Origin of the sequence: Micromonospora sp. CB01531, from assembly GCF_001905095.1 — a bacterium.
Lineage (GTDB): Bacteria > Actinomycetota > Actinomycetes > Mycobacteriales > Micromonosporaceae > Micromonospora.
The window spans coordinates 33,856-50,224 of the sequence record NZ_LWLS01000098.1 but is presented as its reverse complement, the minus strand read 5'-3'; the positions used below and the strand labels follow the sequence as shown (position 1 = coordinate 50,224).

The 16,369-nt window shown below is 72.6% G+C and carries 14 protein-coding genes; 3 read left to right on the top strand and 11 right to left on the bottom strand.

Translation table 11 applies throughout. The annotated features are described in order from the left end of the window. Positions 1 to 36 precede the first annotated feature (36 nt). Together A6A27_RS30340 and A6A27_RS30335 are read right to left on the bottom strand one after the other, a co-directional pair. Entirely contained in the window at positions 37 to 360 is a 324-nt protein-coding gene (locus A6A27_RS30340; protein WP_073838070.1) for an ankyrin repeat domain-containing protein, read from the bottom strand. Beyond that, on the bottom strand, positions 357 to 950 hold the full coding sequence (locus A6A27_RS30335; protein WP_198940513.1) for a hypothetical protein: 594 nt from the start codon (positions 948 to 950) through the stop codon (positions 357 to 359). Before A6A27_RS30335 ends, A6A27_RS30340 begins: the two co-directional genes overlap by 4 nt. Before the next feature lie 38 nt (positions 951 to 988). On the opposite strand from A6A27_RS30335, the gene A6A27_RS45270 reads away from it, so the two are divergent. From A6A27_RS45270 to A6A27_RS30320, 3 genes are all read left to right on the top strand, one after another. Further along, positions 989 to 1,213, top strand: coding sequence for a hypothetical protein (locus A6A27_RS45270; RefSeq protein ID WP_073838068.1), 225 nt, complete (start codon positions 989 to 991; stop codon positions 1,211 to 1,213). Positions 1,214 to 1,378: 165 nt separating this feature from the next. Beyond that, positions 1,379 to 3,349 carry a zinc ribbon domain-containing protein gene (locus A6A27_RS30325; RefSeq protein WP_073838072.1) on the top strand — a complete coding sequence of 657 codons (1,971 nt, stop codon included), beginning with the start codon at positions 1,379 to 1,381 and terminating at the stop codon, positions 3,347 to 3,349. Positions 3,350 to 3,548: 199 nt separating this feature from the next. Continuing rightward, positions 3,549 to 3,764, top strand: coding sequence for a hypothetical protein (locus A6A27_RS30320; protein ID WP_073838067.1), 216 nt, complete (start codon positions 3,549 to 3,551; stop codon positions 3,762 to 3,764). Between the two features lie 392 nt (positions 3,765 to 4,156). Here the strand turns inward: A6A27_RS30320 and A6A27_RS30315 are convergent, their stop codons facing one another. The 9 genes from A6A27_RS30315 to A6A27_RS30270 all read right to left on the bottom strand — a co-directional run bounded on the left by A6A27_RS30315 (position 4,157) and on the right by A6A27_RS30270 (position 16,345). After that, positions 4,157 to 8,821, bottom strand: coding sequence for a hypothetical protein (locus tag A6A27_RS30315; RefSeq protein WP_073838066.1), 4,665 nt, complete (start codon positions 8,819 to 8,821; stop codon positions 4,157 to 4,159). After that, positions 8,821 to 9,081: a hypothetical protein gene (locus A6A27_RS30310; protein WP_073838065.1), complete on the bottom strand. Its 261-nt coding sequence runs from the start codon at positions 9,079 to 9,081 to the stop codon at positions 8,821 to 8,823. Before A6A27_RS30310 ends, A6A27_RS30315 begins: the two co-directional genes overlap by 1 nt. Beyond that, positions 9,078 to 9,695 (bottom strand): hypothetical protein, encoded by a 618-nt coding sequence (locus tag A6A27_RS43595; protein WP_143194249.1) that lies wholly within the window; start codon positions 9,693 to 9,695, stop codon positions 9,078 to 9,080. Before A6A27_RS43595 ends, A6A27_RS30310 begins: the two co-directional genes overlap by 4 nt. A 602-nt stretch (positions 9,696 to 10,297) precedes the next feature. Beyond that, entirely contained in the window at positions 10,298 to 12,775 is a 2,478-nt protein-coding gene (locus A6A27_RS30295; protein ID WP_073838063.1) for a hypothetical protein, read from the bottom strand. Further along, entirely contained in the window at positions 12,772 to 14,418 is a 1,647-nt protein-coding gene (locus tag A6A27_RS43590; RefSeq protein WP_073838062.1) for a hypothetical protein, read from the bottom strand. Before A6A27_RS43590 ends, A6A27_RS30295 begins: the two co-directional genes overlap by 4 nt. Then, positions 14,384 to 14,605 carry a hypothetical protein gene (locus tag A6A27_RS30285; protein ID WP_073838061.1) on the bottom strand — a complete coding sequence of 74 codons (222 nt, stop codon included), beginning with the start codon at positions 14,603 to 14,605 and terminating at the stop codon, positions 14,384 to 14,386. Before A6A27_RS30285 ends, A6A27_RS43590 begins: the two co-directional genes overlap by 35 nt. 8 nt (positions 14,606 to 14,613) lie before the next feature. Then, complete coding sequence (locus tag A6A27_RS30280) at positions 14,614 to 15,834, bottom strand: phage baseplate assembly protein V (RefSeq protein WP_073838060.1); 1,221 nt, start codon at positions 15,832 to 15,834, stop codon at positions 14,614 to 14,616. After that, a complete protein-coding gene (locus A6A27_RS30275) occupies positions 15,831 to 16,034 on the bottom strand; it encodes a hypothetical protein (RefSeq protein WP_073838059.1) in 204 nt (67 codons plus the stop codon). Before A6A27_RS30275 ends, A6A27_RS30280 begins: the two co-directional genes overlap by 4 nt. After that, positions 16,031 to 16,345 carry a hypothetical protein gene (locus A6A27_RS30270; RefSeq protein WP_073838058.1) on the bottom strand — a complete coding sequence of 105 codons (315 nt, stop codon included), beginning with the start codon at positions 16,343 to 16,345 and terminating at the stop codon, positions 16,031 to 16,033. The genes A6A27_RS30275 and A6A27_RS30270 overlap by 4 nt, the downstream gene beginning before the upstream one ends. Positions 16,346 to 16,369: the final 24 nt, after the last annotated feature.

The window sequence follows — 16,369 nt, the reverse complement described above, 5'->3', positions numbered from 1 at the left end:
CACGTAAACAACACACGGGTTAAACGAAAAGCTCAGTCAGCACGCTCGACCTGGTGGCGCGCTCCGCCGTGAGCGCCCGTGGGCGACGAGGAACTGCACCACGTCCGCGTGCGCCTCGATCACGGCGACGCGCAGCGGCGACGCCGTGTAGGGATCGGCGGGACCGATGCGGGCGCCAGCATCCACCAGCTGGCCAACGATTCCCGGCCGGCCGGTGCGCGCAGCGTCGGCCAGCACCGACCCTCGGAACCGGCCAACCGCGACGTTCGGGTCGGCGCCGTCGGCAAGGGCCTGCCCGACGGCCACCTCGTCACCAGCGTGCACCGCCTCGACGAGCCGCTGATCGGCAGCATGGTTCATCGATCATCACCTGTTAGGTCAGTGAAAGCTCGCAGGTGCAGTCGCGCCGCCACGTTGGCAGCGAACCAGGCAAAGAAGTCGCTGTCCGAGTCGAGGCCCGCACGTACCGTGTCACACCAGTCCTGCCGGTCGAGTACCGCGAGGTACTGCCGTACCAGATGGTTGCGCTGTTCGGTGGTGCATCCGGATTGTTCCGGGGCCCTGTCGGCCAGATGGTCGGCGATGACCGCGACGTCGACGTACCTGTCCACGGCTGGTGCCTGCCGACCGAGGTGAGCGACGTGCGCAGCGAGGACGATGGGCGCCGGCGGATAGTGCTTGAGGGTCATTCCCATGCCACCGCAGTCAGCCATGATCTTCAGCAGCCGGCCGGTGTGGTCGACCAGGTCATCGTCCACCTCGGTCCCGACGATCGCTTCGTGCAGGTGGGCTGCGGTGGCCACCTGGCCGGCGAAGTAGCCGTTGAGGAAGTCGCCGTCACAGGCATGTCGTAGCAGCCACTGACGAGAGGCATAGACACCGCTTCGGCAGAGCGCCTCGATGACGTAAACCCGTCCCCAACCGGCAACCCGCTGAGCCAGCCACAACAACGCATCTCCGCCTCCGCGGCCACGTCGGCCTTGCCGAAGTGCGCGTCGAGGATGGCGGCAACGTCAGCGCCGTCGAGTCGCCGATCTTTCCGGGTCCGCGGTCGCTGCGGCTGGCGGTGGAGTTCGCCGTCCGGATACGGCTCGCCGTCACGCGGCAGGGGCAGGCCCGGATCTTGCTGGTGCAGGCGCAGGGCGTATTCGAACAGGCTGGTCTGGGGTCCGAGCGATCCAGGCTGACCAGCTTGATTATGGATCGTCAATGATCATAGGTTGGTCGCGTGGGTCTTCTTCGATTCTCGCAGACCACGGCGCGTCTGTCGGTGTTCACCCGTGATGCTTGGTGGTTGGGCTGGTTCGGGGAGGATTCCGGTGACGCGGGCCGGCTGTGAGTGTTGGTTGTGCTCGATCGATGGTGGGTCGTTGAGCCGGTGAGCGGGAAGCTGCGGCTGGGCGAAGGCGAGACGGTCCGGACTGCGTGTGCCCGTGCTGTGCTGCGCACCGGTGTGGATGAGGCAACCGGTGAGGTGCTGTCTGCGGCGGTGCTGGCGCAGCGGGTCGGTTGGTGTGCTGATCTGGTGGCGGGCATGGTGGCCGCGCTGATCGGCGAGCACTGGAACACGGCGGATGTGGAGGTGTTGGCGGCCGGGGTGGATGCGGGTGGGCGGCGGTTGCCGTCGAACGCGTGGATGGCGTTGCGACGTCTTGGCTGGACGGTCGCCCCGCCTGGGGGTGTGAGGGTCAATGACCGGGTCGTGCGGATGGCGCAGGAGCAGGCGGGGCGTGTTCTTCGTTCGGCGGTGTGGCGTGCTGAGGTGACCGCCGGGGTCCTGTCGACGTGGCCGGCCGATCCGCGCCAGCGCACCCCCGCCGAGTGGGACCAGGTCCGCAAGGCGATCCCGGGCGGGCAGCATCTGCCATCCAACGTCATCAAGGGCCGCACCCGGCAGGCCGTCACGTTCGTCAAGGCCAATGGTCGGCTGCCGGTGGACGTGTTCGAACTCGAAGGGGTTCCGAGGATTCCGCGGATGTTGCTGTTGGCCGCGTGTGATCGGCAGCAGGCCATCATCGAGCGCAGCGACACCGACCCGGCGAAGGCCCTGCTGCGGCTGCAGTTGCCTTTACGATCGGATCCGCAGACGTATCGGGACTGGACGTGGGTCGAGTGCCGGATCACGTTGCCGTCCACGGTTCCCGCCGCGGCGGTGCTGCACCTGCCCACCCTCCGCGTCACCGACGGGACGGTGCGTGCCGATGTTGCATACACGCATGCCGTGCCGAAAGCGCGGACTACCGGTCACTCGGTGGCGCTTGGCGTGGACTGGGGCCTCAACACCCTCCTCAGCGCCGGTGCCCTCCGACTGCACAACACCGGGCGGATCATGGCGTTGGGGGCCGGTGGGCAGTTCCGGGCCGCCGGGGTCCTGGCCAAGCAGCACCGCCTGCGCCGCCAGAGTGAGCGGCTGCACGCGAAGGCCGACCAGTATCTGCGGCTGCTCGGCGGCCGCCCCGACGAGCAGCTGAGCGCGAAACACGAGGTGCTGGCCGGCGAGATCCGCCACGTGTCCGCCCGCCGCGCGAACTTGAACGACGCGCTCGCCTGGGCCGCCGCCCGCTGGACCGTCGACCAGGCGATCGCCGCTGCGGCGTCCGTCATCTACCTGGAAGACCTGCGGTCGATGGAAACCAAGGGCATGGGGCGCACCCTGAACACGCGCCTGACCCAGCAGGTCCGCGGAAAGATCACCGACCGGATACGGCACCTCGCCGCCGAGCACGGTATTGCCGTGGTCACCGTCCCCGCCCGCAACACTTCCAAGCACTGCCCGCAGTGCCTGACCCCGCTACGGCACCGTAGAGCCCCCGACAAGCCGACCGTGGCGGGATGGAAGTGGGCTATCTGCCCCAACCAGTCCTGCCGCTGGCAGGGCGACCGCGATCACGGCGCCTGGCGGCGAATCGCCGCCCGCGGACTCACCCATCAGGGCAAGACCGTCATCGACAAGACCAGCGGGCAGATGGTGATCCGGTCGGTGATGGACACGCTCGAAGCCGCAGCCGTCGTCACTCCCACCAACACAGGCAGTCGGAGGGACCGGTCGAAGACCAGCCCCACCCGGCCCCACGCTTCACGCCCCGCGCCCAGGCGACGCAGGGCACCCTCCCCCACCCGGCCCCACAGCCGGGCGGGTAAGCGTCCGGAGGGACACGCACCAACGGACCGGGGGCTGCCCCGCGCAGCCCACCGACACCAGGGCGTGAACACGATCAGCACACCCACCGCCGGCCACCGGCCACGAGGAGCCGCACTGGGCGCAGGATTCCACCTGCACGCCCACGCGACCCCACCACGGTGGGAAACGATCCCGGAAACCCCATCCGACTCAAGATCGCAAAGCTAATCAGAGACGCTCGGTCGTCACGCTCACCGGCGGACGGAGGACTCGATTCTCTCGATCATGGGCGGGATGATGCCAGTCCGGACCCAACAAGGCAAGCAGCGCACGCCGCGTCAAGCGCCTCCGACCCTCCTGCCGACGCCTGTGGGAGCATCCGGTCGGCCTGCGCTGGCTACTCCTCGGCGACGTTGGCGCGTACGAGATGAAGTTCAAGAGTGACGTCTCGTCGGCGGACCTCGACCAACTGTGGCGCGACATGCAGGACTACGACCAGCGTCGCGGTCAGCGGCCACCACCGCATCTGATCATTCCGAAGCTCAATCCGGCGAGCGAGCGCAGCCTGGCGCACATGGTCGCCATCTTCCGGCAACTGACCGGACGCTCTATGAAGATCACAGTACGGGAGACCGGGCCATGATCGACGTCGATGCCCTGTTCGCCGCGCTGACGTATCTGGAGGAGGGCGGGATTGGCTAACCGGTGCCGGTGCTGCGCCACCGCCGCCGGGCGCCCGTCGAGGCGACTGGCACGGCGACCGCGGACGGGGTGCTGGTCGAGCTCGGCGACGGCGAGCGGGGCGAGATCGTCGGCTGAGCCGGCTGCCCCGGGGTACGCCCGGAGAAGGTCGCGCCGGAGGCGATCGATGGTGTGCAACGCTACGCCCGGACGGCCGGTACCTGCTCGGCCCGGCCGGGGCACTGAGGGCGCAGGTCGCCGGAATCCCGTCCGCGCGTTCCGCGGAGGCCCGGGGCCAGGTGCGCGGGACGGTCGCCGCCCTCGTGGCCAAGGGTGCCGAGGCCGCGGGCTGAGTCACGGCGCGACGAGGACGCCCTGCGGCACCTTCTTGTCGTCGTCGCGGGGGCGCGGCGGCACGCCGAAGTTCTGCTGCGGCGGCGGCCGGGTCACCCCCGTACGGCTGATGTCGGGGACCTGGACCAGATCCAGGTGGGCCTCGAACTCGGCCTTCAGGGCGTCGACCTGCCCCGGCGTCAGCGTCGCGCTCTTCTCGGCGAGCCAGGTCGTGAACGCGTCGCGCAGCGTCGCGCGGATGGTGGCTGGCGACCGCGGCGGCGGCGCGCGGAACAGCCAGATGATCTTCTTGATCCCCTCCGGCCTGGTGCCGCCCGCGGTGCCGCCCTCGAGGTCGGCGGTCATCTGCTTGCGGACCTTCGGGGCCTCCCAGGTCGACGGCGCCCAGTCCTTGCACTCGACCCGGCGGCCGTCCTTCAGCATGATGTCGACCTCGCGGCCGGTGCCCTTGAACTCGAACGCCTTGACGTTCTCCAGTCCGAGGTGGTCGCGTGCGACCTCCATCTGCCAGACCGCGCCCTTCCACGAGCCGCGGCCACCGACCCCGCGCCGCAGCACCGCGTAGCTGCCCTCGATGCCGAGGTCCCGCATCCGGCCATAGGTCTCCAGGGCGAACGTGAGCTCCTCCGGGCCGCCGATGAAACCCTTCACCGCGTCGAACGCGATCGCTGACCGGGTCGAGCCCGGGCCCTCCGGCACCGCCGCCCACAGGGCGCCGCGCAGGGCCTCCGGGGAGAACACGAAGCCCTTCGGGTTCCGGGTGCCGCCGAAGGCTCGCAGCGCGTCGCCGATCTGCGCGTCGGTCCAGAGCGCGAACTCGGGATCCGCGCGGACCGCGTCGATGGCGGCCTTGCCGTGGGTGGCCTCGGCGTCCGCGAGCGACTTGCGGGCGAGCGCATCGAGACGCGCCTCGGCCGCTTCGAGGGTCGCCTCGGCACCGCGCAGCCCTTCTAGGTCGCCGCGCTTGCCCGGACGCATCCGCTTGACCGCCTCCAGATACTGGGTCCCCTCCTTGATGCCGTAGATCTCCGCGCGGCGCCGCACGTCGGCCTGGCGCGCCTCGAGGCCGGCCTGGAGCTCGGCGATCTCCGGGCCCTTCGCCGCCGCCGAGGCCAGGCTGCGCTGCACGCCGGCCTGCCGGTCGACCACCGCGCGCGCCGCCTTCACCAACTCCTGCTGCTTGGCGAGGGTGTTGTCGGCCAGATTCTTTCGGCCGATGACGCGGCCACGCTGCCGCAGCGCGATGATCTCGGGCTCGTTGCCGATGCCGAGGATCTCGGCGCGGTCCAGCAGCGCCTGCCGTGCATCCGCCAGCCGGGTCCGCCAACCGAAACTGTCCGTGTCGATCTTGTCGATTGGGCCGAGCGGCTTCGCGGCAAGCTTCTGCAACCGGGCGTCCGCGCGGGTGAGGACCCTCTCCAGCGCCGCGAGGTCCTTGGAGCTCATCGTCGACGGGTCGGCGTCGCGGACCTTGCGGACGTCCGCGTCGACGGACGCGCGTTCGGTGGCGTCCGCGAGCAGGGAGGCGCGGCGCCGGGCCAGGTCGAGCCGCCACGCGTCGAGCGCCTCCGGGATGCGGGTGCCGTCGGGGCGGACCCCGGCCGCGCCGTCCACGGCGGGACGCAGGATCAGTTCCTTGCCGTCGAGCGTGACGAAGAGCGTGTCGCCCTCGGCGCGTACCGTCGCGCCCTTGCGCTTGTAGTAGGCCTCGAGCTCGGCGCTCTTGCCCCGCTCGTAGCTGAACTCCCGGTTTCCCTCGGCGAGCGAGGCCGGGCGGAGCCGGGCCACGCTCATCAGCTCGAAGTCCGCGGCGAGGTCGAGGCGCCCGTTGATCTCGGCCTCGAAGGGCTCGAGCCGGGCCGCCAGCCGCTCGCCGTCGGCACGGGTCCGGACCGACGACTTGAGCTCCTCCACGATGCCGCGCGCCGACCTCAGGAACTCGACCTGGCGGTTGAGCAACGTCTTGCCCGGCCGGCCGGCGGCCCCCGGCTCGGCCGCGAAGAGCGCGGTCTCCCGGGCGAGGCCCTGGCCGTTGATCAGCAGGGCGTCGATCTTCGCGGCCTTGTCGCCGAGGCGTAGTTCGCGGGCGAACTCCGACAGCCCTTTCATCTGGCGCGACACGGCGAAGCCGGCGAACTCCATGAGCACCAGCGACAGGCCCATCTCGAACAACATCTCTGTGCGCTGCTCGCCCTCCGGCATCGGCTTGCCCTCGAGGCGCATGCGCAGGCCCGTGATGCCGTACATGGCCAGGCCGCTGGCGCTGGCACGGGTCAGGATCTCGGCCGCCTTCCAGCCGCGGCTGAGCTGCTCGGCGTCCTTGACACCGGCGCCGAGCAGGGCCATCCCGCGCACGCCGGCGCCGAGCGCCTTGAAGAAGCCGAACGACAGCACGTTCCAGACGAAGTCCTTGCCCCAGTGGGCGTACGCGGCCTTGTACGCGGCCGGGTCAAGACTGCCGCCGGTCAGGATGAAGGTGTTCACCGCCGGGCCGACGGCGGTGACTATGGCGGAGGCGACGAGCACCTCGACCACCATGAAGCCGATGGTGCCCTCGGTGATCAGGAGCCCGGCGATCAGGGCGCCCGCGGCGTTGGCGACCAGGACCAGCACCACGCTCGCCACGACGACGGCGGCGATCTTCAGGTACTTCTTCGTCTGGCGCCAGCTGTGCTCGTCGCGTACCCCGCGGGCGAACGCGTACCCGAGCTCCGAGCCGCCGAAGGCGCTCGTCTCCCACCGGTTCGGGACGTTCTCGTGCGGAAAGCCCCGCGCGCCGAGATTGAAGCCGTGCTTCTTGTAGACCCGCTCCCGGATCGCCTGACCGAAGTCGCCGGTGTCCCACAGCGGCTCGACCTGGTCGTACTCGATCGAGTCCCGGAACTTCCGCAGCCCCTCGTACTGGGCGACGGCCTTGTCGCGCAACGCGTCAAGGCTCACCTTGCCGACCGTCTGGCCCATCCAGACGAGACCGGCCGTCTCCCGGCTCATCAGCGGGTGCGCCATCTCGCACACCTCCATGCCGTCGAAGCCGAGGAACGCGATCGAGTCGTGGCGGGCCTTGTTCGTCATTCCCGGCATCGACAGCACGAGCCGCTTCACCGCGTCCACGTCCCGGTAGATGCCGACCCCGTCCATGGCCGCCTGGACCGTCCAGATCGCCTCCTGCTTGGCCTCGTACGTGATGTCCGCGAGCGCGTGCTTGCCGGCCGCGTCCCACAGGTCCGAGTTGTGGTCGAAGGCGGCGCGCAGCGCCGGGTCGATCCGGCCCATCGTGCGGTCCAGCGCGATCCGCAGATAGCCCCACCAGATGCCGTTCTCGTCGAGCAGCGCGTCGAGGTCCTTCTTGGCCGCGATCCCGGCGAAGAAGCGGGTCCGGCGCTCGAGGTAGTCCGCGCCGATCAGGTGGACGCCGGTGCCCTTGCCCTGGGCGGCGACGTAGACCAGCCGGCCCCGGGGAACCCGGCCCGCGACCGCCGGTGCTGCCAGGCCGCCCGCCTCGAGGTCCAGCCACGCGGCCAGGGCCTCCTCGTGCGACAGCGGGACCCGGCCGTGCGAGTCGCCGTCGTGCTGGAAGATCAGGCATTCGCCGGCGTCGCCGGGCGGCCCCTCCTGTGCCGCGTAGTGGGTGACGTAGAAGAGGTCCCAGAGCGGATCGACGGACTCCCAGGCGACGCCCTTCTCGTAGACCGTGCGGACCTCGATGTCCTCGTCGCTGGTCCGCCACAGGTTGGCGAGCCACTGCATCCGCTTCTCGTCGGCGTGCATCGCCTGCAGCGTGGACCCGTCCTGCGGTCCCTCCACCCACCACAGCGTGGGGTGCGCCGCGGCCCAGGCGTCGAGCTGGGCGCGGGTGTCGAACCGCCAGGCGAACGGCGGGGCCGGTGCGGGTCCGGGCCCCTCCTTGATCATGCCGAGCTCGAGGTCGAACTCCGGCGCCTCGCCCTGGTCCCGGTCGTCGGCGAACCGCTGGACGGTGCTCGTGCGGGCGGTGCCGTCCGGCAGTTCCTCGTTGATCTCGACGGGCCGGCCACCGGCGGAGTAGTCGTGCACGAACCGGATCCTGGTCATCGCGGACGCCGCCAGTTTCGCCTCCGCATCCCGGTTGACCAGCACCTTGACGGGCGCGTCGACGCGCACCCTCAACCCGATCCCGGCGCGGGGACCGGCCTCGGCGTTCACCACCTCGATCGCGAGGTTGTCCCGACCGGTCCGGGTCGGCCAGCGCACGGTGACCCAGGGCTGGCCGGCCAGGGTGGCGCCGATCAGGCCGAGCTTCGGCCACACGTGGACGGTGACCGGGCCGGTGGTCTGCGACCACGCGTCGGGCACGGGTGCGCCGGGCGGGGAGGCAGGCGGCGGGGCCGCCGGGATCCGTGCCGGGGTCTTCGGGCGCTGCGACGACACCGCCGGGACCGGCAGCAGCGGCGCCAGCGGGGGCGGGTCGAACAGGTCCGCGGCGGTCGGTGCCGGCGCCGGCACCGGGTCGGGAGAGAAGCGCGTGGCCGCGTGCGGGGCCGGCCCTTTCACTCCGCCGGCGGGGGCCTTCGTCACCGGGCCGGTGGTGGTGGTGGTGACGATCGGATCGGGGTCGGCGACGGGCAGCGGCGCGGGATCGGCCGCCCGCGGCCGGGCGGCCAGCACAACGCCCGCGTCGTCGCCCATCAGGTCTCCTGCGGCGGGGTGAGGGCCTCCCAGCGGCGGGTGGCGAGGTCGGCGAGACGAGCGGCCTCGGCCGGCCCGCAGGCGGCTGCCGCTCGGGCCGCCCAGGCGGGGTCGCGCAGCCGCTCGAGCGCGGCTCGCTCGTCGGCGAAGCGGCCCAGCGACAGCAAGGCGGGGAACTCCTGCGGCAGGCGATCCGCGAGCTCGATGACGATCGCGACGAGCCGCTCTCGCGCGTCGTCCGGGTGTGGCGGGACGGTCATCGCAGGCTCCCGGGCGGGCGGTCGAGGAAGCGGCGGCGCAGCTCCTCCTCAAGGCGGGCGGCCTGCGCCGGCGACAGCCGGCCCGCTTCGCGGCCGCGTCGGCGCAGTGTCAGGCCGGGGCGGTGGTCGCCCGCGGCGTCGTCGGGCTCCAGGTCGGCGAACGGATCATCATCATCCGGTGCGGCGTCAGCCCCGTCCGGGCGCTCCGGATCCCCGCCCGCCGCCTCTGCCCCAGCCCGCGCGAGCTGCTCGGTGCTGAGAATGGTGGTGTGCGGCTGGATGAGGACGCGCTCGGGGACCGTCGGGACGAGCTCGGCCGGGCCGCCCGGTTCCGCCGTGCCGGACCTCAGCTCGGCGTAACCGCGACGGGCCGGGTCGGCGACGTGCCCGACCATGCCGTGCGGCCCGGCTTCCGGGGACGGGCCAGGTGACGCCGGCAGCGCCCGCTCCCCGGCGCGACCGGCGGCCGGGGCGGGGCTGCGATGGGCCGCCGGCCGCGCCCTGAGCGTGTCCGGCCGGTCCGCGGGAGCCGGGGCCGGAAGCGGCTCGGGGCGGGATGCCGAGGCCGGGACCTGAGCCGGGGCCGGCGGCACGACCGGCTGAGCGGGGGGCATCGGTGCCTCCGGCGCCTTGTACGCGACAGGCGGCATCGGCGTTACTGCCGGCGGCGGCGCCAGGACTGAATGCGAAGGTGTCGGTGGCGGCGCGACCACCCGGGGCCTGGGTGCAGACCGGTCGACCCCTATCGAATGGGGCGGATCCGGCGCGGGCGGCCGGGCGGGGACGGCCTGGCCGGCGGGGTGCCGGCGTGGCCCTGCCGAATCCGCCGGTGGCTCGACCACTATGGGCGCACGCTCCCCGGCGCTGGTCGACGCGGCTTGCGCGAGTATCGGATCGGGTGAGGGCCCGCCCGGGTCGGGACTAGCCGGCTCGACCCAGGGCACGGAGACCGGCGACGCCGGACGCCGCGGCGCCCGCGGTGGGGCCGAGGTCCACGCCTCCGCCGGTTGGGCGGCCGGGCCGGACGTGCCCGGCGGGGCCGGCGTGCCGGTCGCCGGCAACGGTTCGGGCGGCTCGGCGTCCACCCGGAACGGGCCGGGCTCGCGCGGCAGCGCAGGGTGCAGCATCCGGTCGAGCTGCCAGAGCAGCGCCACCACGCGGTACACGTCGTCGCGGGCCGGGTCGGGTCGAGTCGAGTCGGGGCGCTCGAGTGCGGTCATTGGGCGTGCCTCGTCCAGGCGTCGAGCGTGTCGAGCGCGGCGGTGAACTCCTGCGCCCGGCCCACCCCGGGCACGTCCGGCACCGACCGGCCGGGTTCGAGCATCGCGCCTACCAGGTCCAGCGGCAGCAGGGTACGGGCGGCCAGGCTGGCGGCGTCGAACCCGGCGAAACCGCGGACCAGGCGCACCCCGGACAGCAGCGGCTCCCGGGCCCAGGAGCGGCGCAGCAAGATCACCGTCAGCGGGTCGTCCGGGCCGCAGACCAGGGCCGCCCCGCTGGCTGGCGGCTCGGCGGGCAGCGCATCGGGCGAGGTGGACAGCACCGCCGCGCGGCTGGTGTCGATCCGCGCCAGGGCGTCGCCGGCGAGGGCGTAGACGTCGTCGACCTCGATCGGGGCCTGGACCACCACCGGGGGCGGGACGGTGACCCCGTCACCGCCGTCGCCCTTGACGGTGCCGCGCAGCAGCAACAGCTCTCCCGGCCGGGCCAGCCGGGGCTCGGCGGTGGCGGCGTCGGCGGGCACGCCGTCCTGGCCGGGCCGGGCCCAGAACGCCCTCGGCAGGCCGTGCACGATCAGCGTGGTGGAGTTGCCGGGCACCGTGCCGTACAGCGGTGGCGGCTCTGGGGTCGGCGCCGGGATGAGCCGGGCGCCGAGGGCGGACTGGGCCGGCAGGTTCTGCAGCAGGCGCTCCACCTCGTCGGAGCCGAAGACGAGGCCGAGCCGGCCGTACAAGGCGAGCGCCTCGCGGGCCGGCGCGTCGTGCCCCGGCCCGTCGTCCGACCGGCCGCGGCGCAACTCCCGGGCCGTCGCCGCCCGCGGCACGAACCGGTCGATCGGGGTGCCCGCCTGCAGCGTCCCGGCCGGTCCCGGCGCGTCCGCCGGCGAGGCTGTCGACAACCGCAGCGGGGAGATGTGCAGCGAGGCCTGGCCGAGCCGGCCCGCCACACCGAGAATGACGACCGGGGCAGGCCGGTCGCCGCCGACCATGCCGAGCTGACCGGCCTCGAGCGCGCTGGCGAGCGCGGGCACCAGACCGGCCGGCTGCTCCAGGTCGACCTGGTCGGCGCCGACCGCCACGCCGGCCGCGCCGATGGTCAGGCCCGCGGTGTCCAGGCCGGTGAACCCGCCGCGCACGAGGGCCGAGAGCCCGGCGAGGAACGAGCCCCGGAAGCTCGCCAGCGCCGGGGACAGCACCGCGCGGTAGCGCAGGATGAACCAGCGCCGGTACGCCGGCCATGTGGCGACAAAACCGTTCTCGAGGGTGCGCAGGGCGCGCAGGGTGCCGTCCGGGTACTCGACCCGGGCGGCGATCACCCGGTCCAGCTCCGGGGCCAGCGGCGAGCCGACCGGCAGGACGAGGCCCTCGACCGGCTCCCGGCAGAGCTCCTCGGGCAGCGCCTGCCCCTGCAGCGCGTTCGCGGCGTCCCGCAACCGGACCCGTGGATCGGCTGCCAGGGGCGCGCTGAGCAGGTGCTCGGCCGCCTCCCCGATGGTGCTCATCGCGGTGAGCCGGGTGGCGGCCACGGAGCCCGCCCGGGCGATCAGGTCGGCGAGCACCGGGTCGCTGACACCGTCGTCCTCCACCATCTGCGCCGCCGCCACCAGATCCTCCGAATCGGATCCGACGGCGGCTCGTGCCGCGGTGACGGCCGCGTGCAGCTGACTCGCGGCCGCCGCCGGCACCGGGGCGCCGGCCGGGGTGGCCGCGACCGCCAGGGCGAGTGTCTGCACCTGCAGGAGGGCCGTGTCCGGTCCGCCCCAGGGCGCGCCGGTGCCGGAGGTGCTGAGCTTGACCTGGTCCTCGTCGGAGGTCTGGGTCCGGTCGGCGGCGCGCCGGACGCGGCAAAGGGTGCTCCACGAGCGCACCGGGCTGGCGTCGCCGGACTCGCCGCGGGTCGCCTTGAGGCGATCCTCCCGCGAGAAGAGGCTGATCCGGCCCCCGCTGTCCTTCACCGAGGGTCCGAAGCCGGGCAGCAGCGACTCGGCGATCGTGGCGCCCGGCGGCCCGGGGTACGACGGCAGCCGCAGCGTCTCGATCGCACCGACGGGTGTGACCTGCTGGATCACCGCGACCGGACGCATCAGCGCGACGGTCTCGTCGTCCGGGATCTTGCCCTCGTCGGTGACGTGGAGCAGGCCGACCGCCAGTTCCACCTCGTCCGCGCCGGGCAGCCGCCAGCGGCGGACCGCGTCGTCCCAGGCGTTTTCGACCTCCTCGGTACGCCCGGTGGAGACGACATACACATTCGCCGGCAGGGCGGTGATCACCGGATCGCCCAGCGCCCGGCTCGCGTCGTCGCGAGCCCGCTCGTGCTCCACCGCCCGGGCGGCGCGCAGCAGCCCTTCCATCCGGCGGCGGTGCGTGTCGTCCTTCTGCGCCGCGCCGTCGATCTGGTCCAGAAAGGTCTCCACCTGCTGCCAGACCGTCTTCCACAGCCGCAACTCGTCGAGCAGCGCACGGGCGTGCCTCATCGGCCGCCACCCTCCGGGCCCGCCGTGCGCAGGCCGAGCGCACCGGCGAGGGACCGGTTTCCGCGGCTGCCGGCCCGGCGTGCGGCCTCGACATGGGCCAGCACGCGCGGGTCCAGCTTGACGCGACCGGCCGCGGAAGCGCTGCCCAGGATGGCGGCGAGCTGGCCGGCGTCGGTGGCGGACAGCTGCCGGGCCTGATCGTCGTCCAGCCCCAGGATGTCCAGCACCTCGTCGTACCGGTCGCCGGCGGTGTCCTTCAGCTTCTCCCACAGGCCGGTGACGCCGGCCCGGGCAGGCGTCGAACCGCCGGCCGCGGTGCCCTCCCACGCGCCGGTGCCGAGGGCGACCGTGTCGCCGAGCGCCTTGTCCGCCTTGGCGCCGATCGCCCGTCCGTCGGCGATCAGGCCGGAATACGCCTGTTCGAGACTGCGCTGCTGGCCGAACAGGCCCCAGATCGGCAACGCGTTCGCAGGCACCAGCTCGGTGGTCCCGGCCAGCAGGCAGACCCCGGCGACCAGGTCGGCGTTGCGGGTACGCCCCTGAGCGTCGGTGTTCGGCCGGTTCTCCGCCGCCAGGAACGCCTCGGTCAGCCCGGCCACACCCTCGTCGGTGACCACGACCAGCGCGTGCAGGCCGGTCGCGCTCAGCGCGAGGATGGCGTCGATGACGCTCTGCAGGATCGCGACCAGGCGGCGCAGCAGGGCGGCCTTCTCCTTGACCGCCGCGGCGAGCTTCTTCAGCAGCCCGATCACGCCGTCGACGTTGAGCAGCAACGCCTTCAGCAGCCAGGGCACCCAGAGCAGCTTCTCGAGCGGATAGTCCGGCGGGGCGATGTCGCGCAGCTTCCACGACCGCCAGTCCGGTGCCACCGAGCTGGTGCGCCCGCGGGTCCGCTGCGGGTCCGGCGGCCGCTGGGGGAACGTCTGCGCGAAGGAACGCCAGGCGTTGCCGAAGGCGCTCACGTCGAACAGCTTCTCGAAGATGCCGAGGACCGCGCTGAGCCCGTCCAGGTCGGGGGCGGTCGAGACGACGAAGACCGCCTCGACCGGGGCGCCGTCGGAGAAGATCGGGCGCTGCTGGTCGCCCGGGTCGTCGAAGGAGGCGCGGAAACGCGCCGCCCAGGCGTCGAAGCCGTTGGCAACCGGCGAGATCACCAGCGGCGGGCCGCCCGGGACCCACTTGCCGGCGTCGGCGGACGGCGACACCGGCGGCCGGGTGAGGCTCGGGTCGGAGAGGCCGATCACGTCAGCGTACAGGTAGGCGCCGGAGTTCAGGAGATCCTCCATGATGGAGCGCAGGATCTCGTACGCGGCCAGGATCAGCGCGCGGAACGGGTCGAGGATGTCGATGAGCAGCGCCGACAACACGTCGAGGATGCCAGCCAGGAAGTCCAGGACTGCCGCGATGACCTGCAGCGGTGAGGTGATCACCTGGAGCACCTGGTTCAGGCCGGGTATGTCGCCGAGGGTCATCGACGACCAGCGGAGCCGGCCCGCCGGTTCCACGTCCGGCGGGGCGCCGTCGGGTGGCGCGCCGAGCATCGCGGCGACCGCCGCGAAGGCATCGTCCGCGACGTCGGGACAGGCTCTGCGCAGGGCGTCGAGCAGCTCAGCGGTACCGTCGCCGGCCGAGGTCGTGGGCATCGTGCTCCTTCCCCAACTGCTCCTGCAGGTGCGCCATCGCGGTGATCCGGCCGGCGTCCTGGGTCGCGGCGAGCGCGGCGGCCTGCTCCAGCAGGGCCCGGGCCTGCGCCAGCCGGTCGGCGAGCCCGGACAGGTCGAACGTCTGCCAGGTGACCTCGGTCCGGCCCGGCGTGGTGTCGTCGCTCATCCGTCCTCCTAGCCGACCGGGAGCCGCTTGATGAAGCCGAAATAGGACAGGTCCAGCACCGGGGTCAGCGCCGCCCAGGCGTCCAGCGCCGGCCCGTACGCGGCGACCGTCAACGGGTTCACCGCCTTGAGGATCTGCGCCAGCATCGTCAGGTGGATGGCGAGCCCGTCGCCGAGCACCATCGGCGAGAGCGCGCTGAGCCCGCCGAGCTGGAGCAGCCCGAGTTTGGTGTTGACCGAGATGTTGCCGGCCAGCGCGTCGATGCCCACCGCGGTCAGCGACAGGTCCGGCAGGCCGGCGGCGAGCTTCACCGGGCCGGCGGCGGCGAGATTGATGCCGCCCACGGTGCTCAGCCCGTACCCGCCGATGACCGTTTCGTCGACGGAGCCGGTCACCTCCCGGCTCACCCCGCCCCCTACCTTCTCGGTGAGCTGGCCCCCGATGTTGATCGCCGTGCCCTGGTGGTCGACCGTACGCGTGTAGGCAGTGCCGCCGACGGTCTCGGTGAAATTTCCGCCGATCTCGATCTTGGCGCTGCGGGACACCGTTCGCTCGTGATCGCCGGACACCTTCTCGACCTGCTTGCCGGCCAGCTTGAGGTCGTCGTCGCCGTCGATCTCGGTGGAGCGGGCGCCGGTGTTGACGGTGCGCTCGTTGCTGACGTAGCGCTCCATCCCGTCCTTGCTGAAGATGACCCGGTTGCCGCGGCTGTCGTGGATCTCGATCCGTTCCGAGTCGGGCCGGTCGTCCAGCACGATGTGGTGGCCGGTCGCCGACTTGAGGATGCGGACGCCGGGTGCCGGGGTCTGCGCTGGATAGGCGTGCTGCGGCGTCTCGGGCACCGGGACGCCTGCGCTGCGGACGCCGCCGGGATCGGCCGGGCGGGCGGCGACGCGGGCTGTGCTGTCCGCCTGACCGACGTCGGCCTCCTGCGGCGCGCCCCAGAACCCGCCGCTCCAGATCGGCCGGCTCAGGTCGCCCTCCTCGAATTCGACCCACACCGCAGCGCCCTTGTCCGGCACGGTGAACAGGCCCTGGTCCGGGCCGGCGTACGGGGCCGAGGGCAGGGCCCAGCCGGTCGGCGTGGACGGTCCGAGCAGCCGCGGCACGATCGCCTGGATCCGGCCTCGGTGATCGGGGTCGGCGTTGTCGTGCACGACACCGCGGTACTTGCCGATGTAGCGCTGGTCAAGGCGGTCGATCAGGTCCTGGATCAGATCCTCGATCATGAGGGCTCCTCGTCGTGCACGCGGACGCCGGACACGTCGGCGAGGTTGAGCACAATGGTCTCGTCGCCGTCCGGCCGGGCCAGGCGCAGCGAATCATCCTCGATGTCGAGGATGGTGCCGACGTAGACGTGTCCGAGGGTGGTGAGCAGCAGCAACTGGGCATTCGCCGGCAGGGCTTCGAGCTGGTTGCGCAGGGTCACGGCTGCAATCCCGCCCGGATCCGGTCCACCAACGCCCGCCGGGCATGCAACTCGGTCACATCGGCGTCGGCGCGGCCGGTACGCAGCGCCCTGCGCCCGGCCTGCACCAGCTCCTGCAGGGACTGCCGGGCCGGCGGCTCAGGCAGCAGCGGGAACCGCAGCCGGATGGCGTCGACCAGCTGGAGCTGCCGGTCCAGCCGGGCGTGCAGCAGGTCGTAGTGGCCGAGCACCTGCGTGGCGGGCCCGTCCGCCGCGGCCGGCGGCAGGAGGCGGGCCAGCCGGTCGCCGAGTCCGATCGTGGGGTCAGTCATCGGTCGCTCTCCCCTCTTAGGTGG

Coding starts and splice junctions, on each gene's coding strand:
- A6A27_RS30340 (WP_073838070.1), bottom strand. CDS start 360: ATGAACCATGCTGCCGATCAGCGGCTCGTCGAGGCGGTGCACGCTGGT.
- A6A27_RS30320 (WP_073838067.1), top strand. CDS start 3,549: ATGAAGTTCAAGAGTGACGTCTCGTCGGCGGACCTCGACCAACTGTGG.
- A6A27_RS30315 (WP_073838066.1), bottom strand. CDS start 8,821: ATGGGCGACGACGCGGGCGTTGTGCTGGCCGCCCGGCCGCGGGCGGCC.
- A6A27_RS30310 (WP_073838065.1), bottom strand. CDS start 9,081: ATGACCGTCCCGCCACACCCGGACGACGCGCGAGAGCGGCTCGTCGCG.
- A6A27_RS43595 (WP_143194249.1), bottom strand. CDS start 9,695: ATGCCCCCCGCTCAGCCGGTCGTGCCGCCGGCCCCGGCTCAGGTCCCG.
- A6A27_RS30295 (WP_073838063.1), bottom strand. CDS start 12,775: ATGAGGCACGCCCGTGCGCTGCTCGACGAGTTGCGGCTGTGGAAGACG.
- A6A27_RS43590 (WP_073838062.1), bottom strand. CDS start 14,418: ATGCCCACGACCTCGGCCGGCGACGGTACCGCTGAGCTGCTCGACGCC.
- A6A27_RS30285 (WP_073838061.1), bottom strand. CDS start 14,605: ATGAGCGACGACACCACGCCGGGCCGGACCGAGGTCACCTGGCAGACG.
- A6A27_RS30280 (WP_073838060.1), bottom strand. CDS start 15,834: ATGATCGAGGATCTGATCCAGGACCTGATCGACCGCCTTGACCAGCGC.
- A6A27_RS30270 (WP_073838058.1), bottom strand. CDS start 16,345: ATGACTGACCCCACGATCGGACTCGGCGACCGGCTGGCCCGCCTCCTG.